Raw genomic sequence first — 24,867 nt, forward strand, 5'->3', positions numbered from 1 at the left:
TGGCATCTGGTCCTTCTTTCTTCATATTTTTCCTGGGCTTTTACAGGAATATATCTATCATGCTCCTTGAAATTGCTCCAGGTACGGTATGAATTTCTTTTTATCTCTCGGGAAATGGTGGAAGGACTTCTATGAAGTGCCTTTGCAATCCCGCGTATACTCATGCCCAGAGTGAGAAATTGATAGATGCAGGAACGCTCATTTATGTTAATATGGTTATAGTTCATAGGCTTATCTCCATTCTATGTTTTTTTTGGTCACTCACATAGTAGCATAGATAATTCCTATGAACTTTTCATGTGTTGCACTTGTTATGATAATTTATCTATATGAATAAAGCAAGAAGTACAGCCACTAAGTTATTGCCCATATGCCCGATGATTGAGGCAAAGATATTGTTGCTTGACTCATAACTATAACAGAAGACAAGGCCGGCAAAGAAATAAGGGAAGATCTGAACGATCTCGCTGACATTGCCTGAAAGAATAGAAGCATAGACATGAGCTAAGCCAAAGGCTAAGGCTGTGATGATATAGGCAAGTTTACGATGCCTGCGGCGCAGTGTAGTAAAGATGATGCCTCTAAACATCAATTCTTCAACAACAGGACCAACCAGTACAGCATAGAGAATCATGGGAACAGGAACACGGCTTAGAATCTGTTCGATACCAGCCTGATTAGCAGAATTGCTTGCCCCGCCCATCAGCATGACAACAATTGTACCAATATAATTTGCCAGATAGACTAAAACAAAAGTCATAAGGCCTTTTATAAAGATTGAACGCTTGTTTTTCATGAAGTCTTTCCAGTTATCCTTTAAGTAACCTCTTAATAAAAGAACAAGCAAGATAAGCATCATAATGCCAAAGACAAGATTCAAATAGCTACTCAGAGCTGTTCTTGTTAGACGGTAGTCAAATAGCACCATTGAGAGCTTCATCAAGGCTGTAGCGATGCGTGATCCAAAAATGGCATAGAGTGGCAAAAGGACAAGCAAGCCAATGGCTGATTGTGTGCCAGTGAGCTGTCTTTGGAAATATGCGTTTTTTATTTTTCTCGTATTTTCCATTACAACGCCTCCTTGTTTAGTGTGTGATAGAGAAAATCGGTAAAGTCCTTTGTATAGCTGATTTGATACGGACTGATCATCATATGGCTGAAATCTTGAAGCTTCTTGTAATCATAATGATTATTGTCGATAGCCCGCATTAAGTCTTTAGGATTAGGTGACATATATCCAGGCATATCATGCTGATAATCAATATAGAATGAACGTCCTATTTTATAGAAATCATAATCAAAATCATAGAAATAAATAGGTTTATGTAATAATGATGCTTCAAAGAGCACAGCTGAATAATCAGTTATTATGATATCAGCTTTATGAAAGAATTCCAACGATGAAAATATATGATCATTGATCACTCTTTGATCATCTATGGTAATAGATGATAAGGGATGAAGCTTTAGGACAAAGTGATATTTTTCAAAATCAATTTCTTTAATTAATGCTTCAATGCCTTCTTGAAGATGATCATGGGTCTTACGGAAAGTTGGAGCATAAACAATGATTTTCTTGCCGTCATTAAGTTCTGGATAAGCTTCATCAATACGATTAATAATGGCTGCCTTTCTTTCTTCATCCACCAGCAAGTCTGTCTTGGGCAAGGGATAGATGCGCATCTGATCTTCTCTGACATGGAAAGCCTCGGCAAAGAACTTTGCGGCATAAGGTGAGCTTGAAAGAACATAGGTATAGTTTTCATGCATATGCATAAGCTTTGCGACTTTCGAAGAGCTGCCCTCCTGACAATCAAGAATGGAATAAGCAAATTTCTTGAATGCACCCAAGGCATGCCACATCTGAATTACGACGAGGTTTTTACGCTGATGCAGGACGGAGATGCAGATACAATAAGTATCAAGAATCACAGCTTCACTTGTTGCAATATGGTACATCTGGACAAACATATGACCCACATATTCAATTTTTGCCTTCAGTCCTGGATGAATCATCTTGGCAAGCACGACATGACGATATTCAGGGTGATCTTTTTGCATTTGTTTGATGGTTAAAGAGAAATCCACAGGTGTTGTGTCCATCTGTCTTGAGATATATGTGATCTTCTTTTGCACCGGAAGAAGCTTCATAATCGCAAAGATGATATTCATAAAAAAGATACCAATTTTTACAACAATACTCATAGCTTGCCACCTTCTAATAAGACTTCGACAAAACGTTCACTGGCATGCCCATCACATGATGCCACAAACTTCTCTTTAAAGCGTTCAAGTTTCTGCTGATCAATAACAGGATGCCTGATTGCCTTAACAAGTTCTTCTTCATTCTTCACAACTGGCCCATAGGTATATTCTGCGTATGGATAGAAGAAATCACGTTCACTGATATAGTTTTCTAGGTCATAGGCAAAGAAGATTGTAGGAATATTAAGCAGGCTTGCTTCAAAGATGACTGATGAATAATCCGTAATCAGGATATCAGTGATAAAAAGCAAGTCATTGATTTCTCTTTGGCTGGATAGGTCTAAAAAGAAATGGGAATCGAGTACTTGACTTCTTTGCTTAATAAAGGGATGCATCTTGATAATACAGAAATAGTCATCACCCAAGGATTCTTGTAAATGCTTAAAATCTATTTGATCATAATCATAATAGGCATGATGAATATTATTGCCTCTAAATGTTGGGGCAAAGAGAATGATTTTTTTATTTTCTAGCTGGGGATGCTGTCGGTAGAGTTCCTCTTTGATCTGTTTGGCATAGGTTTCATCAAAGAAGATATCACTTCTTGGTATGCCAATGGGATGAATATGCCGGGGATCCATATGAAAAGCCCTGGCATAGTCATTGATGATAGATGGCGAAGAGACAATTGCATCCGTATAGCCACGATGCGTGAGTGTAAGCATGCTGTTTTTTCTTGCGTAGCCAACGGTCTTAAAAGCACCAATCGCATGCCATACCTGAATGAGTCTCGTTTCTTCTCTTAGATGCACCGGATAGATGGCTGGATAGAAGTCATCAAGAAGAATGTAATGGGACTCTGCCATCAATCTTGCCAGCATCTTATTGGTAATAGAATCATCTGAAAGGACTGACTTTACGATAAAGCGATCTTGCATAGCCTGACGGATATAATAGAAATTACCAGAAAGTTCTTTTCGGCTTTGCGAAAGGAAAAGAACTTGTTTTTGATTGATTGGTTGTTTCTTATAGTGGTTATAGTAAGTTGTAAGGCTTAGATATCTTAGTTTCTGAGCGGCTATTTTGAGGATGTTTTCCATGTCGTTAACCTCTTAATATATATTGCGCAGCACGCTGAGTTGCCTGCCCGTCACAGGCATTCATGAAGGTCTCAAAGAATACTTTACGCTTTTGGTTTTCTAGATTACCCTTTTGTAAAGCTGTGATCAGTTCAGGCATATTGTGTGCAACTTCCCCATAGACATATGTCTCAAAAGGAAAGTAAAGACCACGACCATTATAGCCCGTATAGTCTTCTAAATCATAAGTATAATAGACAATGGGCTTATTGAGAAGGACATAATCAAAGATCAGCGAAGAATAATCTGTAACTAGCGTATCACAGACAACCAGGAGTTCCTGAATATCACGATAGAAAGAGAAATCACGATAGAAACCATTGTATTTCTCAAAATCCGGTGCTTTAACCTTATTGATGACAATGTTGTTATATAGAGCAGGATGCCATTTAAAAATAATGACATAGTCTTTATGGAACTTTTCATATAAGGCATCTAAGTCTAGCTTAGAGAAGTCATAGGTGGCATCACGTGGGACCACCCCACGATATGTTGGGGCAAAGAGAATAATCTTTTTGTCTTTGAGTTCTGGATAGTGCTGATAGAATGTTTCTTTGACATGGTCGAGGTAATCCTGATGATAGAAATCATCAGTTCTAGGAAAACCAGTTGCCTTGACTTTATCTAAAGGAAGACCAAAGGCTTCTGCATAGCACCATCTGATCTTTTCACCACTTGTAATGACCTTTGTATATTTCTTATAGCCTTTATGAATCGTGCCAATCTTTTCCCCTGTCTTCTTTCTTGAATAGCCAAAGCGCTTATAGGCACCTGGCCCATGCCATAGCTGGACTACGTCCTGATGTTTGCGAACAGGGAAATAGGTGATGGCTGTACTGAGGTCTTCTAGAAGAATATAGCGTGAAGTCGAGAGATTGTAAGCTAAGCTCAGCTTTTCTTTATATGTGCGACGGACTCTCCGGTCTCTCTTGAACTCAATAACACGCTTATATGAACTGCCTTCAAGATACTCATAAATGCTTTTAAGATTACCTCCCATGACCTCACGGTTATCTGAAAGAAAGCATATTTTTTCTTCATCAAGTGGATGTGTGCATTCTATGACGAGGCATACAAGTTTAAAGATATAGAAGCGCAGTTTTCGTCTAATGCGTACAATAAGTCTTTTCATAATCTCTTCCCTTAGAAAAAATAGGCAAACAACGTTTGCCTAGATATCCCATTTCATAACTGTCTTAAAGTCATTGTTAGAATCATTTTCAAATGCCTTAATCATGTCCTTAGTCGTCTTGACATCAACGATTTCAGAAATAATTGTTGATAAGTAATCACGAACATCATCATATTCTTCCATGAAGTCCACAGACTTCTTGAAATCATCATAGTTCGAACGGCTGTTACCAAGCAACGTCAATCCTTTTTCAAGAACCATTCTGGTGTTGATTGCAACAGGATTCTCAGATACCCCCATCAGATTAATTGTGCCCTGTGGGTTGATCAGATCAATAATCTGATTAATAGCTGCTTCCGAGCCTCTTCCGCCAACGCATTCAAAGGCATGGTCTAGCTTTAAATCTTCAGGTATATCATTGATCAGGAATGTTTCATCAGCAAATGAGAAATAGCGATTCTTTCTTTCCTGTACACCAAAGACATAGAGCTTAGCATCAGGAAAGGCTTTTCTTAGAATAAGCGCTGTTACAAAGCCAACATTCCCATTTCCCCAGACACCAATCGTGCGTCTTCTTTCATGGGCATGTTTCTTGAATGTTTCAACAGCGTTCATACCGACTGATGTCAGTTCAAGCAATACAGCAATTTCAGGATCGAGCGTAAAAGGAATGATGAGATCACGGCGCATGCTGACTACATTCTGCATGAAGCCATCAAAACCACTCGCTCTAAAACGTGAAGAACGTAAATAGTTTTCTTTAATGACATCGTCTTTTTCCATTGGTGTATTAGGCACCATGACAACCTTTGTGCCAACTTCATATTCACCTTTTGGATCATAGACAACTTCACCAACGCCCTCATGAATAAGAGCCATTGGCAGTTTCTGTTTCATGACAACGCGTCCTCTTGAACCCGTATAATAACGCTGATCAGCAGCACAGATAGAGAGATAAGTTGGTCTGATAATCACTCTCTCTTCATCAATCGTTAAATCAACGAAATCACTGCGAATTTGACGAGGTGCAATAAGACGATAGACTGTATTAATCATTAGATTTTCTGCCCTTCTACCAGACCATTTGCGACTTTTAAGTCATGCTGTGTTGTAATCTTCATATTGTAGACTTCACCTCTGACAAGATGAACAGGTGTGCCCTTGATGACAAGTGCTTTACATGCATCAGTTAAGATATTCTTTTCATCTTCACTAAGTGATGCTAAGAAGTTCTTCAACAATGGAAGATTAAATGACTGAGGTGTCTGGCCCTGGTACATTTCTGAACGTACTGGGATGTCTGTAATCGTTTCACCATCTGTTGAATGTACAATCGTATCGAATGCTTCAACTACCGTATCAACAGCACCATATTTAATAGCACCATCAATATTATCATCAATAATACGCTGTGTTAAGAATGGTCTTACAGCATCATGTGTTAAGACGATGTCATCATCATTAAGACCATATTCACTTTCAATGAAGTTCAAGCCATTCATGATTGTATCATTACGACTTGCCCCACCCTTAACGACAACGATTTTTGAACGATCTGCAATATACTTCTTTAAAGTATCTTTTGTATAGCTGATCCAGGCTTCTGGACAGCAGATTAATATCTTATCAATGCGTCTATTCAACATAAACTGTTCAACTGTATGAATAAAAATAGGTTTATCCCCAAGCATAAGGAACTGTTTTGGGAGTTCTGTATTTCCCATACGTGTGCCCTTACCACCGGCGAGAATTTCTGCGTAAATCATAAATTACCTCCGTTATGAATGTATCATAGTCTAATTAGTGATCAAATACAACTAAATCGCTCGTCATTGATGTGATTGGCCATTTCAGTAAGGCTTTAGCTGTCTTTTTGTCATTGATAATCCAGATATCCACTTCTAGTCCACTGTCAATCACTTTCTGTAGGAAATCCTTGTTTGCTGCTTCATACTTGATTGAGAAGAGGAAATGATGCTTTTGAAGGAGTTCAAGGTCATCAAAAGCTGGATCTTCAACAATATATGCCAAAGTGCTTTCTTCATTGATAGCCTCATAGGCTTCAATATTATCAAGTATAGCACTTGTGACACGGGCTTTTGAAGCAAGGCCATAGTGATCAATCATATTCTTAATAACAACAAGCTGATCCTTGTTTTCATCGGATAGGGTTGGATCCTTGAGTTCAATCATGGGCTTTGAAGAAATTGTTGACATATAAGCAAGATATTCTTCAAAAGTCACAATCTTTTCATCAGGATATGTTTTTAGACCATTGCCACCTGTCAGCTTTAATTGTTTCAGTTCATCAAGTGTATAGTCACAAATATGCTTATCGGCCAAGCCATACATTCTCTTTAATGTATTATCATGGAAAAGAACAAGCTTTTTATCTTTGGTCACCTGAATATCTGTTTCAATATAATCAAAGCCATATTCACCAGCAAGCTTAAAAGCCGCCATTGTATTCTCCGGTGCTAGCTTTCTGACTCCACGATGAGCCGTAAAGCCTTTAATGCCCCTTGGAACCGAAAAGACTTCAAGGCCTAGTCTTGCCGTCTTGCCTCGTCCATAGGCAGTTATTTCAGTATAGCCTTCTTTATGAGCTGTTACATTGCCCTGATCATCAATCGAAACAATTTCAGGATTATCACTTTTATAAATAATTGTATCTTCAATAATCTCTCCCTTACCACGATAGATGGTTGCTTTGAGATTTTTTGTTTCATGAAGATTGAGTCCTACTGTTTCCTTTGTGGGGAACTTAGGATGAGGATAGATATGTTTTCCTGTAGCCATTATGCCACCTTCTTATTTCTTGAGAATTAATGTATCAATAATACGATCCGTTGCCTTACCATCAGTGAACTTGAAGTTCTTTTTCACAAATGGATCAACCTTTTCAAACTCAAAGTCACGTTTCTTAATCGCGTGAAGCAATTCTTCGCTAGTTCGCACGATCTTGCCTGGAACCATCTCGCTATAAGGTTCATAGAATCCACGGTCTGCTTCATATTTCATGCGGTCAAAGGCATAGAAAAGCATTGGCTTATGGAAGAGTGAGAATTCATAAATAACGGATGAGTAATCCGTAATCAACAAGTCTGTCACAAACAGCATATTATTAATTTCACGATATGCAGAAGCATCAACAATAACATCACGATATTGTTCAGGAATATTCAGTGGTTCTTTAACGAAAGGATGCATTTTGATCAACATGACTGAATGGGATTCATGTAAGTATTCACCCCAGGCATCAAAGTCAATCATATCCATTGGGAAGCTGGCATTTTTCGCATTAACCCCTCTGAATGTTGGTGCATACATAATAACTTCCTTAGCATCCTTGACCATTGGGAAAGCTGCTTCGACTTGAGGAATAATCGCTTTCTTGTATTCTTCAGAAAAGAAGATATCCGTTCTTGGAACACCAAGAGGCAGGATCTTGCTTTCATGAATGCCAAATGCTTCAGCATAGTGATCAGCCGCAAGCTGTGATGAGACAGTCATGGCCGTATAGCACTTATGAATACGGGTATTGAAGGCAGGAGCTCCAGGCTTGCCTAGTCTTTCTAAGCCGACTGTCTTAAAAGCGCCACAGGCATGCCATAACTGGATAATATCCACATGGGGCAAGTAGTCAACAAGATAGAGTTCTGGCTGATAGTCATCACAGATAATAATATTCGCCATCGCAAGCTTTCTTGCGAAAGAGAACTTTGAGAGTGGACTACGGTAGCTCTTAATGGATTCCTTATAGGAGAAATCAATATGGAATTGCTTATCCACGCCTCTTTCTACCATGCGGTCATAAACAAACTTCTCATTACCACCAATCTCACTTCTTGAAGAAGATGTAAAGAGAATACGGTTGCCATCCTCCTTATTGAAATGCTTCCAAAAATTAAAGACTTTGACATAAGCACCCTGACGCAACGCTGTTTTGCGCTTATGCATATTGCGTTTCCATTTCTGTAATGATGAGAGTGGAGGTTTTGGGATATTGTATTGTATTTTTAGATAGTAGGAAGCATTATCTTCATCGATTTTACTTTCTGCCACAAACTTATTGCTGTTGGATTTAATGAAATAAGCGTTATATTGATTGCTTATATTGAAGGTTCTTACCTTCATGGCCTCACATAAGTCTGCTAATGGATAGACCTCATGCATTCTTTCCTTCTGATCGATACCAATCAGATACCAGTCTCCACTATGCATAGGTTCTTCATTATTGAGTGACATTAAGTTAAAAGAAAGAGAAAAATGCTGATCTTGCCATGTGATATTGTTAGGGACGAGACGATCATTTGTCATATAGTCTCTTAACAATAACTGTTTAACATGCAGATCAGGATTGGTATTTTCTCCTTCGATATGCACCATAATACGTTTTATTGATACATTTGTGATAATGAGATTTCTTTTTTCTCGCATGAGATAACTCCTAACTAACGGGTGCGGATAGCCGAGAAGAATTTATCACCAAAAGTACGTTTAGAATTCTTGATAATTCTCTTGGCAAACTTACGATCTCTTTCCGCATCCTTTTCTTTTTTCTTTAAACCGTTGTAATAATCAACATATTCAGCATAGTCATTACATACTTCATCGATATCACCATATTCTCTTAGCATTCCGCCTTCAATCCACATGGCACTATCACAGAAGTCACGAACCTGGGAAAGGTTATGAGAAATAAAGACAATAGTCTTGCCTTCATCACGCAGTTCCTTCATTTTATTCAAGCACTTGGCCGCAAAGCCTTTATCACCAACAGATAATGCTTCATCGACAATCATAATATCAGGATTTAAACAAAGATTGATCGAGAAGCCAAGTCTTGATTTCATACCAGAAGAATAAGTCTTAACAGGCTGATAGAGGAAATCACCGATTTCCGCGAACTCAATAACCCCAGCTTTAATTTCATTAATACGACGCTTACTTAAGCCAAGCAAGGCCCCTTTCAGCTCAATATTTTCCATTCCCGTCAACTGCTGGTTAAGGCCGGTATTGATGGCAATAAGAGCCTGAGTGCCATTGACTGTGATTTCACCTTCATCAGGATCACAGATGCCTGCTAGGATAATAGAAATGGTTGATTTCCCACTCCCATTTGTCCCAAGAACACCGACAACTTCACCTTTTTCAATCGCAAAGTTTAAATCTTTCAAGGCATAGAACTTCTGGCCTTGTTCATTTTTATTCTTTCCTCTCAGCTCATAGATTTTTGAGGCATGACGTGCCACAATCGCATACTCAGTTTCCAAAGCAATACCTCCTAAATAAAGTCTACGAACTTCGCTTTAAATTTATACATCATTGTACTACCAAATACAAATAAGAAGATTGTAATAGCCCAGAAACTTACCATCGAATACTTATAAAACATAAAGCCTTTATGATAGAAGAAGCAATCACGATAGCCCTGGACAATATAATAAATTGGGTTTGTCAGCATGAGTCTTTGAAGATAGCCTGGTAATGTCTTGATATTCCATAGTATTGGTGTCATATAAAGCAAGAGTCGCATCAATGCAAGAACTAACTTACGCATATCACGAGCAAGCATATTAAGCACACTTGTCGTAAGTGACAGAGAAATACCAAAGACAATTGCACAGAAGCAATAATAAACAAGCCCTAACCAATGCAAAGATGGATAATAGCCACCAAACGCCAGTAAGACTGTCAGAATAATCATCAAACAGAAATGGTCAAAGAGCTTTGTAAAGACGACTGTTGCCGGTAATACGGAAACCGGGAATTTCATCTTCGTGATAATATTGATTTTTGAGAAAACCGCATTACAGCCATCAGTAATGCATGGTGAAATAAAGAACCAGCAGACCATTCCTCCAAGCATCCACCAGATATAAGTAATGCCATCCACAGCCTTCTTATCAAAAACCAAGCCAAAGACAAACCAGTATGTCAGACACTGAATAACCGGATTGGCGAAGTTCCAGAAAAGCCCAAGCTTACTGTCTCTTGCCGTGGCAAGAACTTCGTATTTTGAAATGGAATAGATACGGAAGGTATTATTGAGGTTTTCGCTTATGACATATTTAACGCTCTTTTTGATATTGTCAAACATGTGTTGACCCCCTTAAATAAATCTTTAACACTTATTGATTGATCCAGCTTTCATCATGAGGATTCATTTTCCAAGCTTTAAGCTTATTGAGTTCATTTTCATGAATATAGTTTTCTTCTACGGCAACTTCAATAAGTGTATCGTAGTTTGATAATGTCATATATGGACAATTCTTTTCGGCAAAGTTTTTTGCTGCATCAGGCAAGCCATAAGTAAAGATAGCGACTAAGCCTAAAACAATCACACCAGCTTCTCTTAAAGCATCAACAACTTCTAATGAAGAACCACCTGTTGAAATAAGATCTTCCACAACAACAACCTTCATGCCTGGCTTATAGACACCTTCAATCTTGTTCTGACGGCCATGAGACTTGTTGCTGCCACGCACATAGCCCATAGGCATGTCAAGGATATCAGCGGCTAAGGCTGCATGGGCAATACCAGCTGTTGAAGTGCCAAATAAAGCTTCAGCCTGTGGGAAGCATTCTTTGACTAAATCAGCTAAGCCCTGTTCAATATCATTTCTTACAGCAGGATAAGAGAGCGTTAAACGGTTATCACAATAGATTGGCGATTTAATGCCACTTGCCCAAGTAAAAGGATCACTTGGCTTTAAGAACACTGCTTTAATTGATAATAAGTCTTTTGCGATTTTTCTTTCTCTATTTTCCATTCTTATTCTCCTTGAAATTCTTTTAAGCATTGATGATAGGCTGCAACAGGATCATCAGCCTTAGTAATTGAACGTCCCACAACAATCTCTGTTGAAGTGAGTTCTTTCGCTAAAGCAGGTGTTGTCACACGTTTCTGGTCATTGACAGAGCTTCCTGCAAGTCTAATGCCAGGTGTAACCGTCATGAAATCTAAACCTAAATGGTCATGAATGAGCTTTGATTCAAGTGGTGAGCAGACAACGCCATCAAGCCCGGCTTCTTTCGCATTACTTGCCCACTTGAGAACGACATCATTAAGTGGTTCATGAATCAGTAATTGATGATCAAGTACATCCTGATCAAGTGAAGTTAAACATGTCACCGCAATAATCTTAGGACGATGGGCACCAATCTTGCCTTCTTCAAGGCCTTCTAGTGCGGCCTTCATCATGGCAATGCCGCCTGATGCATGCACATTGACTAAGTCAACGTCAAGTTTTGCAAGCTGCTTCATTGCCTGTTTGACCGTATTAGGAATGTCGTGAAGTTTCAAGTCCAAGAAGATACGATGTCCTCTCTTCTTGATTTCTTCTACAATGCTTGCCCCTTCGCCATAAAAGAGTTCCATGCCAACCTTGACATATAGGGACTCATTGGTGAACTGATCTAAAAAATCAAGCACTTCTTGTTTTGTTTGAAAGTCTAAAGCAATACATACATTACTTTTCATAAGTACAATCCTCCATGCTATCGACATTATAGCATAATTCACGCCAATGCAAACAAACACTTAAGAAATTCCCTTATTCTCACATAAAAAAGCGAATTTCAAGTAGGCTATATGAGAAAAATATAGGCTGAATATCTCGCTCCGTGTAGAGAAAAAGACACTTTTCACTCAAAAAAGAGAATTCATAGCTTTTTCTATATGATAATGGTATAATCAACGCGTTAAGAGGAGGAAATTGCTTTGAATAAATCACAGCGAATCGTCAAACAAGCCGGTATTCTCGCTTTAGCTGGCATACTTGTGCGTATTATTGGCGTACTGTACCGTAGTCCTTTGACTGCCATGATCGGCGATGAAGGTAACGGCTACTATTCTACTGCATATAATATATATTCATTAGTCTTGTTGATATCATCTTATTCTATTCCTACTGCCATTAGTAAACTGATTAGTGAGAAGATCGTCTTAAATCAATATGATCATGCAAGAAAGATTTTCAAGTATGCGATTTTATATGTCACTGTTGTTTCTGGGATTGCCGCATTACTTGCCTTTGTGCTTGCACCTTGGATTGTGCCAAAAGGAGCCATCTTTGCCTTACGTATTCTTTGTCCAACAATCTTCCTATCCGGCTTAGTTGGTGTTCTAAGAGGCTATTTCCAGGCTTATTCAACAACTGTCTATACATCCATCTCACAGATTCTTGAACAGATCTTCAATGCCATTGTTTCCGTTCTTGCCGCATACTTATTTGTCAAGCCATATCTCAATCAGCCCCATCTCAAAGCAAGCATGGGTGCTGGTGGTAGTGCGCTAGGTACAGGTGCAGGTGTGGCGATTGCTTTAGCTTTCTTGTTCTTTATGTTCCTAACTAGAGGAAAGCATATGAGTGATGAAAGCAATGCTGATCCTTATGTTGAAGATGGCAAACAAATTCTTCATGCCATACTTACTATTGTCACACCAATTATCATTGCCACATGTGTCTATAACCTTGTTGCCACAATCGATATGTATATCTACCAGATTGGCATGGGCTTAAAGGGCATGAATCATACTGATATCATCAAGAGCTATGGTGTTTATGCCGGCAAGTATGTTGTTCTGATGAATGTGCCTGTCGCTCTAGCGAGTGCGATGTCGACAGCATCCATTCCCGCCATCTCTGGCAGCTATGCCTTAAAAAACATGAAAGATGTTCGTTCTTCCATTGATTCAGCTATTTCAGTGACAATGCTTGTCATTATTCCTTGTGCTGTAGGCTTAGCAGTTCTGAGCTATCCTATCATGGGCGTCCTCTTCCCACAGAAAGAAACGATCAAGATGGCTTCCCTCTGTTTAACAATTGGTGCTCCTGCAACAATATTCTATGGCTTATCGACATTATCCAATGGTATCCTGCAGGCTATTGGGGCTGTCAATGTCCCACTTAAGAATGCCATCAATGCATTAATTGTTCATGCGATTGTCCTTGTTCTATTGATTGTCGTTGTACCTAATGCCTATGCTGTCTATACACTTCCTCTTGGCACAATGGTCTATGCCTTCCAGATGTGTATTACAAACCAGCGGGCAATGAAAAAGCTTACACACTACAAATATCATCCAAAGCGTCTCTTCATGATTCCAATTATCGCATCAGTTATTATGGGTGTAGGTGTCTATGGCATTTATCAATTACTCTTCATGTTGACAAGACGTGTCTTCCTGCCATTAATGCTCAGTGTGCTTCTTGGTATCGTCATCTACTTTGTTGTAATTATCTTCTTCTATCAGGGAAGAGAGGAACAGCTTAATCAGATTCCTTATTTAAATAGAATTCTAAGAAAACTAAAACATTAGGACAATAAAAAGTATTTTAAAAACAGGTATGAACGCTCATACCTGTTTTCTTTTAGAGTGATGCAGCCATTTGTGCCATCTCTTCTGGTGTTTCGCCCATATCATGACAAAGCCACAACACTAAACAAAAATATATACCACCAATACGATAAGCCATCGCATAATCTTCTTGATCAAGATGAGATTGTTTTTCTGTTGGTAAAAAGAGCTCATGGAAATCAAAATAATCTTCTAATACATGACTTAAAAGAGATGACAAATGAGCATGATGAATACAAAGCATTTCTCTTTTATGATCATAAAGGGCTTGAAAGACAGGAAGGATATAGGCTTTAAAATTTATCTTAAGAAGAGCTTGGTCTTGTGATGAAGTAAGCAAGTTTGAGAGATATTGTACAACAACATCTTCTTTTGATGTAAAGTGTCGATAAAATGTTGCCCGATGTACACCTGCGACTTCAGCAATCTCCCCGACTGAGATTTTCTCAAAGTCCTTCTTTTCCATCAGTTTAAATAACGCTTCTTCGATATAGCCTTGTATTAATTTGTGATCTAGATTCTTTCTTCTCATAATGCGACATCCCCCTTTTGTTGTTGCGATTCGTATGCATGAAATCATCCATTGTTGATTATAACGACACTTGTCGCTATAATTATTATATAGCAATCAAGTTAATAAACAATAAGAAGTGAGGTAAAAAATATGAATAGCTTTTTCATTATTTTAGTTTTGTCGCTTTTCGCAAGTGCGATTGGCTTCTACAAATATGTCTGGTTTATCTCAATTGGTTATGGTGCGGCCGTAGCTTTCATTGGGGCTGGCTTGCTTGTGATTTTTAGAAATCAGCTTACTATCGGCACACTTTTCGCTTCTATACTCTTTATTCTCTATGGCTGTCGTTTAGCTGGCTATTTATCCTATCGTGAAGTCAAGACAGCTTATAATCGAAGAATGAAAGGTGAAGTGAAGGGAAATGATAGTGTGAATTTCATTGCCAAAGTCGGTATCTGGGTTTCTGCGGCACTATTATATGTTTTAGAAACATCACCAGTCTTCTTCCGTTTAGTTAATCATAAGGGAACAGATCTTTTCTGTATTATAGGTTTCATCATTTCACTTACTGGTCTCATTTTAGAAACAACAGCTGATTTACAAAAAAATAAAGCCAAGAAAATCAATCCAGGACGTTTTGTCGATAAAGGATTATTTAAAATAGTGCGTTGTCCTAACTATTTAGGAGAGATGATCTTTTGGACTGGGGTCTTCGTCTCCGGTCTTAATGTCTATCATAATGCCCTTGAATGGATCTGTGCTCTTATTGGTTATTTAGGTATTATTTATGTCATGTTTGGTGGTGCTCGTCGTTTAGAGATTCGCCAGGATAAAAATTATGGCAACGATCCTGAATATATCGCTTATAAGAACAGTACCCCTATCATGATTCCTTTTATCCCACTCTATTCAGTCAAAAAACATAAATGGCTTGTTGCCTAATAAAGAAGGTTGATTTTATGAATACAGAAAGAAAAGACAGTGTCCCAAAAGGGTTTACACTGTCCATGGCTTTGATGGATTGTCTGCCTGTTCTATTCTTTACAATCAGCGCCATCTTTATTGCTATGCATTTTCCTAGTCTTCTTTTTCTTACCGGGATATTCTTCGTTATTCTAGCTGGTTTATTGAAAGTTAGCTGGAAACTCATTATTGCCCTAGCCCATCGTGATATACGTTTCTTCAATATCCAATTGCGCTATCTTATGCCCCTAGGATTCTTGCTTGCTTTATTAGCTTTGTTTATTGATCATACAAAATGGTCAGTAACAGCCATCATTGCCCATATCACAAAGTTCCCTTCATACCTGTTCTTTCTGATTGGTATGGCCGGTCTTATTTATCTTGGTTATCTTGGTAAGCATCAGGATAGCCATGATGCCAAGGCGAACTGGAAAGAACAATGCATTAATACTTTGTCACAATTTTGTATCATGTTAGGAATACTAGTATAAAAGGCCAGAGTGGCCTTTTTTAGTCTAATAATGTTTTGACAAGTTGTGGTATCTGATCATATTCTTCTTTTTCGGGATTGAATGAAGATTTGATTTCATCACTTATGACATCAAATCCTGCTTTTTCCAGCATTTCACGAAGCACTTTATTGCCTTCACCACTCCAGCCATAGCATCCAAAGACAGCAGCCTTCTTTCCTTTATATTTGAGTGATTTCAAGTAATAGAGAAAGCCTGCCATACTTGCCAAGATGCCATTAAGGATTGTTGGTGAACCGACAGCAATCGCTTTTGATTTAAAGATTTCAAAAACAATATCATCTTTTTCTGTATGATCCACATTAAAGACCTTTACAACAGTCTGGGGTGACTGTTTATGGATTTCTTTCGCAAGCGCATAAGCAAGCTTCTCTGTCCCATGCCACTCAGTGCCATAGACAACAGTGATTTGATCTTCTTGATAACGATTAGCCCAAGATGCATAAGCTTCAACAATCTTTAAAGGATTTTCTCTCCAGATTGCACCATGACTTGGAGCAATCATATCAATTGGAAGATCCATCGCTACAATTTCCTTAACCTTCTTAGTCACCAATGGTGAAAATGGAGCAACAATATTCGCATAATAGCGCATCGCTTCATTGAAGATTTGTTCTTGATTGGCTTGATCTTCAAATAGCCCTTCTACGGCAATATGTTGTCCAAAGGCATCCATCGAGAATAGGATATTATCTTGCGTTAAGTAGGTAGCCATGGAATCAGGCCAATGCAAGAATGTCATTTCCACAAATATCAGTTTCTTGCCATGACCAATATCCAAGCTATCACCCGTATGGACAACATGGAAATTCCATCCCTGCTTACCATATTGTCCTTCCAATGATTTAACCGCATTAGCTGTGCAGTAAATAGGTGTATCAGGAATAAGCTTCATTAAAGCAGGAAGACTTCCTGAATGATCATTCTCGCCATGATTCACAACAATATAGTCGATTGTATTTAAATCTATTTCTGATTGTAGGTTTTCAATGAATTCAAACTGATGGGGTGCCCATACCGTATCCATCAAGACTGTTTTCTCTTCTTGAATCAAATAGGCATTCTGGGAGCTGCCATGATGTATGGTATAATCATCCCCATGGAAGGTCTGCAAGTCCCAATCCATATAGCCTATCCAGTAAACATTATTCTTCACATTCTTCTTCATTTCTTTATACCTCTTTCCTTATTCCACTCTACCAAACTCCTCTCTCTATGAATGTTGTTGTAAAAACAAAAAGAACCAAACCTAATAGTTTGGTCTTTTCATATTGATATTTTATTTCTTTTCATCAACTAAGTACTGGTTGAAGAAAGCATTAATCTTGTCAAAAGGAATATAATGATGTTCACCACCATCATATAAGTCTGTATGTGTGGCATTTTCGACAATCAATAATTCCTTGTTGTCACCTTGCAGCTTCTTAAATGTGTCTTCTCCCATATAGCGGCTATGGGCTTTTTCTCCATGAACAATAAGTACGGCATTTCTTAAGTCTTCAGGATGAGTCAGAATGGCATTGTTCATCCAGCCTGTTGTTGACTGTAGGACCCAGCCGGCATTGGAATTCACTGAGCGAGGATGATAGCCACGTTTTGTCTTATAGTAGGCACTATATTGTTTGACGAAGTCCGGAACATCATCAGGTGCAGGATATTCTAAGCATCCTCCAGCTTTTTCTAATGTGTCACTTAAGTACTCTTTTGTACGTAGTGAAGCTATTGTCTTTTTTGTTTCATAACGGGCATCAGCACTGCCTTCATCAAAATAGCCCCAGGCACCAACACGTGGCATATCATACATTGTGATGGCTGCTGTTGCTTTAATACGTGGATCATTGGCAGCTGCATTTAAGGCAATACACCCCCATCCACAAATACCAATAATCCCAATCTTTTCTTTATCTACAAAGTTTAGCTGGCTGATAAAATCGATGGCTGCCTGAAAGTCTTCAGTATTGATATCAAGGGAATAAACATCACGAGCATTACCTCCTGATTCACCGGTAAATGATGGATCAAAGGCCATTGTAACAAAGCCTCTTTCAGCCATCGTCTGGGCATAGAGTCCTGAAGCCTGCTCTTTCACAGCCCCAAAAGGACCACATACAACAAGAGCTTTCATCTTGTCTTCTTTACTTTTAGGTGTATAAAGATCAGCTGCTAAAGTGATTCCAAAATGATTCACAAATGTTACTTTTTCATGATCTACAAGATCACTCTTATCAAATGTCTTATCCCATTCTTGGGTTAATTTTAATGCTTCTTTCTTAAACATTGATTGCCTCCTTTGCATTTCTGCTTATTTCATAGTACACTGTCATTGTAGAACATAAAGTTAACTTTAAGTCAAGTATTAATGGGGGATTTTTATGTATTCGATTGGTGAAGTCTCAAAGATGTTTGATTTGCCTGTATCTACATTGCGTTATTATGATAAAGAAGGTTTATTCCCTAATATGCAGCGTGTATCAGGTATCCGTAAATTTAGTGATAATGAAATTGAAGCTATCAGAGTGATTGAATGTTTAAAGAAGTCAGGTCTTGAAATCAAAGAGATTAAACAGTTCATGGAATGGTGTTCTGAAGGTCCTTCAACTTATGAAAAGCGTAAAGCTCTATTTGAAGAGAGAAGAAAGGCTGTAGAAAAAGAGATGCAGCAGCTCCAAAAGACCCTTGATATGTTGGCATTTAAGTGCTGGTATTATGATCAGGCTATGCAGGATGGGAATGAAGACCATATTAATGCTTTGATTCCACATAACTTGCCTTCTCCTATCCAGCAATTCTATAATTCATCACATGAAAACTAAAAAGAGAGCAGGATTTTATTCATCCTGCTCTTTTAATCATCAATCGCAAAGCGAAGGCTTCTTTTGACAGCTTTATGCCAGTTATGAATTTCTGCTCTACGTTCATCAAGATTCATTTGGCTATTAAAAGTCATGTCAACCTGATAGTTCTTTGAAATCTCTTCTAAACTTTGCCAGTAACCACTTGCCAGTCCAGCGAGATAGGCTGCACCCATGGCTGTTGTTTCTACGCATTTTGGGCGAATGACTGGTGCTAGGGAAAAGTCTGACTGCATCTGACAAAGAAGATTGTTGGCGCTTGCCCCGCCATCAACTCTTAATTGTGATAATTCAATGCCGCTGTCCTTTTCCATCGCTCTGATGACATCATTTGCCTGCAGGGCTAATGACTGGAGTGTGGCACGAATGATATGATATTTGTTGACACCGCGGGTTATGCCGACAATCGTACCTCTTGCATAAGGATCCCAATAGGGTGCACCAAGCCCGGTAAAAGCTGGCACGACATAGCATCCATTTGTATCAGGCACTTTGTTGGCCATATATTCTGAGTCATCCGAACTATCGATCAAACGCATTTCATCTCTTAGCCACTGGATAGCCGCCCCAGCGACAAAGACTGAACCTTCTAGGGCATAGGTGATTTCATCACCAATCCCCCAGGCAATCGTTGTGACAAGGCCATTTTTGCTTTGAACAGGCTTTTTGCCTGTATTCATTAACAGGAAGCCACCTGTACCATAGGTATTCTTGACATCACCTTCATGAAAACAGTTCTGGCCAAAGAGGGCGGACTGCTGGTCTCCGGCAACACCGGCAATGGGAATACTGCTGCCAAGAAATTCATTGTCCGCTTCACCATAGATATAACTTGAAGGCTGGACTTCTGGAAGCATGCTTAACGGGATATCGAGAATCTCTAGAATATCATCATCCCATTTTAATGTATGAATATTGAACATCAACGTTCTTGAAGCATTGCTGTAATCAGTGGCATGTACTTTGCCTTTTGTCAGTTTCCAGATCAGCCAAGTGTCCACCGTTCCAAACAGCAAGTCTCCTTTTTCCGCCTTTTCTCTTGCCCCTTCGACATTTTCCAAAATCCAATGAAGCTTTGTAGCGGAGAAGTAGGCATCAAGCAAGAGTCCTGTCTTTTCTTTAAAGAGTTCAGTTAAGCCCTTCTCTTTCAACATATCGCAATACTCGGCACTGCGGCGGCATTGCCAGACGATGGCATTATAGATAGGTTCTCCCGTATGCTTATCCCAGACGATTGTTGTTTCACGCTGGTTCGTTATGCCAATGGCCTTGATCTGTTTAGCAGTGCAGTTGATTTTCTGCATAGCTTCAACAGCGACAGACAGCTGCGTTGCCCATATTTCATTGGCATCATGTTCAACCCAGCCTGGCTGTGGATAGATCTGGGTAAATGGTCTTTGTGCTACTGAAACAATCTCACCCTTATGATTGAAAAGTATACAGCGATTGGATGTCGTTCCTGAATCCAAAGCCATAATATATTGGTCCATAAAAATCACCCCATGTCTCTATTCTAGCACAATCCTTCGCTTCACTTAAGTTTACATAAAACTTTAGAAATTCTTTCTAACACATTTCTTATAGACGTGATACAATACGTTGTAAAAAGGAAGTGAGATCTTATGAGCAGACATGAAGAGATGAAATCCTTCTTCAAAAAGACATTAGAAGATCAGACACTTATTCCAGGTGTTCGTAACATCATTGAAAAAGGCTACAACGATCTTAATGCGAATAAAGACTACAACAGAGTTCTCTTAGAAACAAAGATTGCTCTTTCAGAGCTTGCCACGCAAAACAATCTTGGTGGCAGTGGCTTAAGATTCTTAAGCGAAATCACCCGTCTTGAACCTTCTTCATCGGTAAGTTCAATTTGGAATTTCTTAGTCAAAAAATAGATATTTAAAATAAAAGGGAATCCTATCAAATGATAGAATTCTCTTTTTTCTTATTGGTTTTTCTTTTTCTTTGTAAGAAGCAGGATGATGACAACTAAGGCCACAACAGCAATGCCAACATATGGAAGGATTGTTGTGCTATCTCCGCTCTTGACAACTTTTGTCTTCGTTTTAGCTTGAGCTTTAGGTTTGACAGTCTGTGCCTTTGCAGGTGTTTTCTTCGTATCTGGAGTTTGTTGTTTTTCTTTTGCTGGTGTAACAGGTGCTGGGTTTTCTTCTTCGACAAATGCCAATGTCATTGGTGCAATCGCATAGTGCATGATCATTGGAAGGTTTCTTGAAGATGGAGCTGTATAGTTGAGGACACCTTCATTAGCGAGTGTTAAGACGATATTGCCTTGACTGTCAACTTCAGCCTTTTCAACCGCAATTTCTTCAGGCTTATCAGCTGTATATTGAATAAGATTACCATAATTAGCACTCTGTGAGCTTGCAATGCCCGTAGCATCAGTTGCATAGGCTGTTACTTTAAACATTTTCGCATCAAGATTTGTATCTTTGAGTTTCTTGCCAGCTAAATCAATAATGGCTGTTGTGACTTTTTCACCATCATCTTTGACCTTGGCAACAAGATTGAATTTAAAAGTATTCTCTTGATCACTCTTACCGGCTAATGGTAATGATGTTTCTTTTTCTTGATATGTATTCTTGGATGTAGACAATGATGTAATGAAATCAATTGTTTTGATTGTGTTTGTACTATCTGTAACATCATTATTCAACATTTTTATCCATGACCAGTGCTGACTCCATGATGTTGTTGTATCATAGTTTGTATCATCAATGATCTGATAATATGTTGGTGTGTTGTTTTCTAGCTGCTGACGTTGAGTACTTATGTATTTATAGGCATACTTTGTCCATGATGAAGCAATCGTATTATCATTTTGGGCATGTACCATGAATAATGGTGTCTTGCTTTGGGCAATCTTGTCAAGCCATGTATTGTAGTTGCTAAGATATGCATTGAAGTCCGCTGGTCTTTGTAGCTTGAGTGTCTGATTATGCTTAGATCCATCTTCTGGCTTGTCTAAGTCATCGGGCAAAGTGTTTTCATCCGTCATTGATGAATAATCAAGTGTGTAGTCACCACCAAGTCCTTCGACATAAGTGCCATTTTTGGCAATTGCTGCACATGAGAATAAAGCGCCATCAAAAAAATCAGGATAAGTGCTAAGCATTCTTTCGCTCATCAGACCACCTGCAGATAAGCCAGAAACGAACTTCTGCTTAATACCAAATTCTTTGCATGCCTGATCAATAACCTGCTTTGCTTCAGCAGTATGATCATGGTACCAGTCTTCAGGAGCCTGGAATGAGAGAACATAAGCCCCTTTGAATTTTTCCTGGATTTCCTTTTCTGTATAAGTTACAGCCAGTCTGTTACCGGCAAGTTGTGTATAGTTGTTGGTTTTGCCTTCTACGCCACCTTCTCCATTTCCATGGAATACAACGACAAGTGTATCACCACTAACAGGCTTATAGAGCTTTGTATCCAGGCTTTTGCCTTTGACATATGTCGTATAGGTTTTAAATTGATCGACTTCGCTATCGACATAGCCATAGGTGTTGTCTGTGGCTGTATTCTGTTCAAAATTGAACTTGTTTGAAGCAGAAGCAACCGTTGAAAGCGATAGAATCATGGCAAGTGATAATGAGCCTGCCAAAAGTGTTTGTTTGAGTTTAATAATATTCTCCCTTCATATCTTCCTATCAGGATATTATCACATGATGTATTCGCTTTCATTATTCTTTCTGAATTTGAAAAAAGACCTACAGCTATTTAGCTATAGATCTAAATATATTATCCCCAGACTTCTTGGGCGACAAGCTTGACAAGCTGGATTTTCTTCCATTGTTCATGTTCTGTAAGCTTATTACCAATCTCACATGAGGCAAAGCCACATTGTGGAGAGAGATAGAGACGATCCAATGGAACATACTTGCTGGCTTCATGAATACGGGCAATAATATCTTCTTTCTTTTCAAGTAATGGTGATTTTGTCGTAACTAAGCCTAGAACAACCTTCTTATCACCAGAGACATATTTGAGTGGTTCAAAGCCACCACTTCTTACATCCGATATTTACGCTGATAATATATATTTGGTCTTTAAATCATTAAAGCGATTATAGTTTATGAAGCCTTCCTTTTGCAGACGTCCCACAACAATTCCACAAAGAATGTGTTTTTCTTGAGCAAAGGCACAAATAGCTTCTTTTGAAAAATCATTTTGAGCAGTAAATGCCTTGAATTCTTCTGTAGGAATGAGTATTTCTCTTGCAAAGCTGTCAGCGGCATCTTCATCTTCTTCTGTTGTTCCATTTGGCTGATTGATGTGGCCAAGCAAAATATGACCAAGCTCATGGAATAGGCTAAACCAGAATTTATCTGCATCTTTGCCGCGAACTGTTAAGCCAACAACTATTTTGTTTCCGTCGTAGAAAGTTGCACCATGCAGGAAGGAGCCTCCAATGTGAGGAAGAAATACAAGTGCAATGCCACAGTTGGATAATAGCTCAATCAACTTTGGGCAGAATTCAGAAGGATTCATTGTAGTCATGCTTCTTATTTCTAATAAACTGTTCTTAAGCGTTTTTAAATCAATCAATGAAGTCTCAATAGTACGAGCTTCCAACTTAGCTTTCTGTGCCCATGCCAATAGAGCAAGATTACTTTTTTCTGTTTCAGCCAATCTACGACATGCTATTTTTGACAATTGCATATTCTTAATAATCTCAAGGTTTACAACTTCAAAATATTTTCTAAGATAAATAACCTTTTCGGTTGTATCTCTTGTCTCAGGAACCCAACCATTTTTAGACATTTCACGATAAGGTAGTTTTTTTGCAAGTTCCTTATCAGCATCCATGTCATTTTCAGCGTTTGCTTTTACAAGTTTTTCACGATAAGTGGCTTCTAGTCTATTCCAAAACTTAGCAGGAATACCTAATACCATTTCTAAACGAACAGCAACATCAGGAGTCAACTGAACTTCGCCATTGATTAATCTGCTAATATGTTTCTCGGACATACCCATGCGTACTGCAAATTCTTTCTGGCTAAGTCCTCTATCAAGCAACTGCTCTTTAATAGTTGCTCCCGGTGGTGTTGCAATAAAACTGCGACTTTTCACCATCGTAATACCTCCTTAGATGAAACGGAAATTTAATGATAATCAACAATTTCCATTACCTTTGCAATTTGAATTTTATTCCCTATTTTCTCAAAAACCAGTCGATAGGGATGAACTAAATCCATTGCGTATTGACCTTTGCGATTTCCTTTTAATGGATGACATCTTCCAATATGGAATTGAACCATCTCTTCAATAGTATCGGATGCATCTATTTCATCTATACGCTGATGGATTTTTTCGGCCATTTCTAGACCGTACTTCTTTTCTGCCTCGCTTGCGATTGTACACACCTTTTCAATCTTGCGAGACTTATATGTAATTTCCAATTCGTCACCTCTTTCGTGAGTTTACCTTTGAGGTAAATATATTGTATCCTTAATTGCTATAAATGTCAACGTTATCCATTTACCTAAAGGGTAAATTGTTAGGGCTATGACAAAATAAATATCCATCGGCTTAGCCGGTGGCTTTCCAGTTGCGGCCTACCCAAGATGTATAAACCGCGTTTTAGGTTGTGCAGCTACACCAACTGATTGTTCATTTATTTCTTCACTTCCATTTTCTCGACCTTGAACCAATTCAATCTCCATTATTCCCAAAACAGAATACTTTGCTAGAATTCAATCAACAAATACCCATGATCATCACACGCTTCTACTTCAAGAATGTTGATGCCCTTCCATTCACATAGTTGTCTTAAAACTATACAATTTCTTTGATATGAGCTTCATAAAATACATTTAGTACAAAAGCATATGATATTTACAATTTGATAAACTGTGTAATTCATTATTATATGACATGAAAGTGTCCTCTTATTCTGTATTGCAGTTGATAGCCGCAGTACTATTATAATACGAGGCCACTTTCTTTATTTCTCTGTTGAAACTTGAATGGCCCTAGACAATCGGGAGTTTTTTTATTTACATGCAAAAAAGACCTCTAACTCTTAAGAGCTAAAGGTCATGTATGCATTATCCCCAGACTTCTTGGGCGACAAGCTTGACAAGCTGGATTTTCTTCCATTGTTCATGTTCTGTAAGCTTATTACCAATCTCACATGAGGCA

Annotated in this window: 26 protein-coding genes; 5 read left to right on the forward strand and 21 right to left on the reverse strand. The window is 38.6% G+C overall.

Annotated elements, in window-relative coordinates:
* The 13 genes from T529_RS13410 to pyrF form a co-directional block, all read right to left on the reverse strand.
* A partial coding sequence (locus T529_RS13410; protein ID WP_033161655.1) for a helix-turn-helix domain-containing protein occupies nt 1–227 on the reverse strand: 227 nt, incomplete at its 3' end.
* A 98-nt stretch (nt 228–325) separates the two neighbouring features.
* Nucleotides 326–1,069, reverse strand: coding sequence for a CPBP family intramembrane glutamic endopeptidase (locus T529_RS0111985; protein WP_033163834.1), 744 nt, complete (start codon nt 1,067–1,069; stop codon nt 326–328).
* Nucleotides 1,069–2,205, reverse strand: a complete 1,137-nt coding sequence (locus T529_RS0111990; RefSeq protein WP_033163835.1) for a CDP-glycerol glycerophosphotransferase family protein — start codon at nt 2,203–2,205, stop codon at nt 1,069–1,071. Before T529_RS0111990 ends, T529_RS0111985 begins: the two co-directional genes overlap by 1 nt.
* The gene (locus tag T529_RS0111995; protein ID WP_033163836.1) at nt 2,202–3,305 is read right to left on the reverse strand and encodes a CDP-glycerol glycerophosphotransferase family protein; all 1,104 of its coding nucleotides are present in this window, start codon (nt 3,303–3,305) and stop codon (nt 2,202–2,204) included. Before T529_RS0111995 ends, T529_RS0111990 begins: the two co-directional genes overlap by 4 nt.
* A gap of 4 nt (nt 3,306–3,309) precedes the next feature.
* Entirely contained in the window at nt 3,310–4,476 is a 1,167-nt protein-coding gene (locus T529_RS0112000; RefSeq protein ID WP_033163837.1) for a CDP-glycerol glycerophosphotransferase family protein, read from the reverse strand.
* 39 nt (nt 4,477–4,515) lie between these two features.
* Entirely contained in the window at nt 4,516–5,532 is a 1,017-nt protein-coding gene (locus tag T529_RS0112005) for a zinc-binding dehydrogenase (protein WP_033163838.1), read from the reverse strand.
* Complete coding sequence (locus tag T529_RS0112010; protein ID WP_033163839.1) at nt 5,532–6,242, reverse strand: IspD/TarI family cytidylyltransferase; 711 nt, start codon at nt 6,240–6,242, stop codon at nt 5,532–5,534. Before T529_RS0112010 ends, T529_RS0112005 begins: the two co-directional genes overlap by 1 nt.
* 34 nt (nt 6,243–6,276) lie before the next feature.
* Nucleotides 6,277–7,275 carry a glycerophosphodiester phosphodiesterase family protein gene (locus tag T529_RS12690; protein ID WP_051646999.1) on the reverse strand — a complete coding sequence of 333 codons (999 nt, stop codon included), beginning with the start codon at nt 7,273–7,275 and terminating at the stop codon, nt 6,277–6,279.
* A 12-nt stretch (nt 7,276–7,287) separates the two neighbouring features.
* A complete protein-coding gene (locus T529_RS0112020) occupies nt 7,288–8,916 on the reverse strand; it encodes a CDP-glycerol glycerophosphotransferase family protein (RefSeq protein ID WP_051647000.1) in 1,629 nt (542 codons plus the stop codon).
* Between the two features lie 14 nt (nt 8,917–8,930).
* On the reverse strand, nt 8,931–9,752 hold the full coding sequence (locus T529_RS0112025) for an ABC transporter ATP-binding protein (protein ID WP_033163840.1): 822 nt from the start codon (nt 9,750–9,752) through the stop codon (nt 8,931–8,933).
* Between the two features lie 11 nt (nt 9,753–9,763).
* Complete coding sequence (locus tag T529_RS0112030) at nt 9,764–10,567, reverse strand: ABC transporter permease (protein WP_033163872.1); 804 nt, start codon at nt 10,565–10,567, stop codon at nt 9,764–9,766.
* Between the two features lie 43 nt (nt 10,568–10,610).
* Entirely contained in the window at nt 10,611–11,252 is a 642-nt protein-coding gene (gene pyrE, locus T529_RS0112035) for an orotate phosphoribosyltransferase (protein ID WP_033163841.1), read from the reverse strand.
* 2 nt (nt 11,253–11,254) lie between these two features.
* Entirely contained in the window at nt 11,255–11,962 is a 708-nt protein-coding gene (gene pyrF / locus T529_RS0112040) for an orotidine-5'-phosphate decarboxylase (RefSeq protein WP_033163842.1), read from the reverse strand.
* 240 nt (nt 11,963–12,202) lie between these two features.
* Between pyrF and T529_RS0112045 the strand changes: the two genes are divergently transcribed.
* Nucleotides 12,203–13,804, forward strand: a complete 1,602-nt coding sequence (locus T529_RS0112045) for a putative polysaccharide biosynthesis protein (protein ID WP_033163843.1) — start codon at nt 12,203–12,205, stop codon at nt 13,802–13,804.
* Nucleotides 13,805–13,856: 52 nt separating this feature from the next.
* Here T529_RS0112045 and T529_RS0112050 read toward each other — a convergent pair whose 3' ends face one another.
* The gene (locus T529_RS0112050) at nt 13,857–14,375 is read right to left on the reverse strand and encodes a TetR/AcrR family transcriptional regulator (protein WP_051647001.1); all 519 of its coding nucleotides are present in this window, start codon (nt 14,373–14,375) and stop codon (nt 13,857–13,859) included.
* A 132-nt stretch (nt 14,376–14,507) separates the two neighbouring features.
* On the opposite strand from T529_RS0112050, the gene T529_RS0112055 reads away from it, so the two are divergent.
* Nucleotides 14,508–15,299, forward strand: a complete 792-nt coding sequence (locus T529_RS0112055) for a DUF1295 domain-containing protein (RefSeq protein WP_033163844.1) — start codon at nt 14,508–14,510, stop codon at nt 15,297–15,299.
* 17 nt (nt 15,300–15,316) lie between these two features.
* Nucleotides 15,317–15,811 carry a hypothetical protein gene (locus T529_RS0112060; protein ID WP_033163845.1) on the forward strand — a complete coding sequence of 165 codons (495 nt, stop codon included), beginning with the start codon at nt 15,317–15,319 and terminating at the stop codon, nt 15,809–15,811.
* A 19-nt stretch (nt 15,812–15,830) separates the two neighbouring features.
* Here the strand turns inward: T529_RS0112060 and T529_RS0112065 are convergent, their stop codons facing one another.
* Both T529_RS0112065 and T529_RS0112070 read right to left on the reverse strand, forming a co-directional pair.
* Nucleotides 15,831–17,018 carry an oxygen-binding di-iron domain-containing protein gene (locus T529_RS0112065; RefSeq protein WP_033163846.1) on the reverse strand — a complete coding sequence of 396 codons (1,188 nt, stop codon included), beginning with the start codon at nt 17,016–17,018 and terminating at the stop codon, nt 15,831–15,833.
* A 111-nt stretch (nt 17,019–17,129) separates the two neighbouring features.
* Entirely contained in the window at nt 17,130–18,128 is a 999-nt protein-coding gene (locus T529_RS0112070; RefSeq protein WP_033163847.1) for an alpha/beta hydrolase, read from the reverse strand.
* A 94-nt stretch (nt 18,129–18,222) separates the two neighbouring features.
* On the opposite strand from T529_RS0112070, the gene T529_RS0112075 reads away from it, so the two are divergent.
* The gene (locus T529_RS0112075; RefSeq protein ID WP_033163848.1) at nt 18,223–18,663 is read left to right on the forward strand and encodes a MerR family transcriptional regulator; all 441 of its coding nucleotides are present in this window, start codon (nt 18,223–18,225) and stop codon (nt 18,661–18,663) included.
* 32 nt (nt 18,664–18,695) lie between these two features.
* Here T529_RS0112075 and glpK read toward each other — a convergent pair whose 3' ends face one another.
* The gene (gene glpK, locus T529_RS0112080) at nt 18,696–20,192 is read right to left on the reverse strand and encodes a glycerol kinase GlpK (RefSeq protein ID WP_033163849.1); all 1,497 of its coding nucleotides are present in this window, start codon (nt 20,190–20,192) and stop codon (nt 18,696–18,698) included.
* A 132-nt stretch (nt 20,193–20,324) separates the two neighbouring features.
* Here glpK and T529_RS0112085 point away from each other — a divergent pair, with 132 nt between their 5' ends.
* Nucleotides 20,325–20,600: a hypothetical protein gene (locus T529_RS0112085; protein ID WP_033163850.1), complete on the forward strand. Its 276-nt coding sequence runs from the start codon at nt 20,325–20,327 to the stop codon at nt 20,598–20,600.
* Nucleotides 20,601–20,650: 50 nt separating this feature from the next.
* Here the strand turns inward: T529_RS0112085 and T529_RS0112090 are convergent, their stop codons facing one another.
* The 4 genes from T529_RS0112090 to T529_RS0112105 all read right to left on the reverse strand — a co-directional run bounded on the left by T529_RS0112090 (nt 20,651) and on the right by T529_RS0112105 (nt 24,125).
* Entirely contained in the window at nt 20,651–22,327 is a 1,677-nt protein-coding gene (locus tag T529_RS0112090; RefSeq protein WP_051647002.1) for a hypothetical protein, read from the reverse strand.
* A gap of 137 nt (nt 22,328–22,464) precedes the next feature.
* The gene (locus T529_RS0112095; protein WP_202962310.1) at nt 22,465–22,746 is read right to left on the reverse strand and encodes a uroporphyrinogen decarboxylase/cobalamine-independent methonine synthase family protein; all 282 of its coding nucleotides are present in this window, start codon (nt 22,744–22,746) and stop codon (nt 22,465–22,467) included.
* Nucleotides 22,747–23,799: a HigA family addiction module antitoxin gene (locus T529_RS0112100; protein ID WP_033163851.1), complete on the reverse strand. Its 1,053-nt coding sequence runs from the start codon at nt 23,797–23,799 to the stop codon at nt 22,747–22,749. It abuts the gene before it with no gap.
* 29 nt (nt 23,800–23,828) lie between these two features.
* Nucleotides 23,829–24,125 carry a type II toxin-antitoxin system RelE/ParE family toxin gene (locus T529_RS0112105; protein WP_033163852.1) on the reverse strand — a complete coding sequence of 99 codons (297 nt, stop codon included), beginning with the start codon at nt 24,123–24,125 and terminating at the stop codon, nt 23,829–23,831.
* Nucleotides 24,126–24,867 lie beyond the last annotated feature (742 nt).

Source organism: Sharpea azabuensis DSM 18934, from assembly GCF_000702165.1.
Lineage (GTDB): Bacteria > Bacillota_I > Bacilli_A > Erysipelotrichales > Coprobacillaceae > Sharpea > Sharpea azabuensis.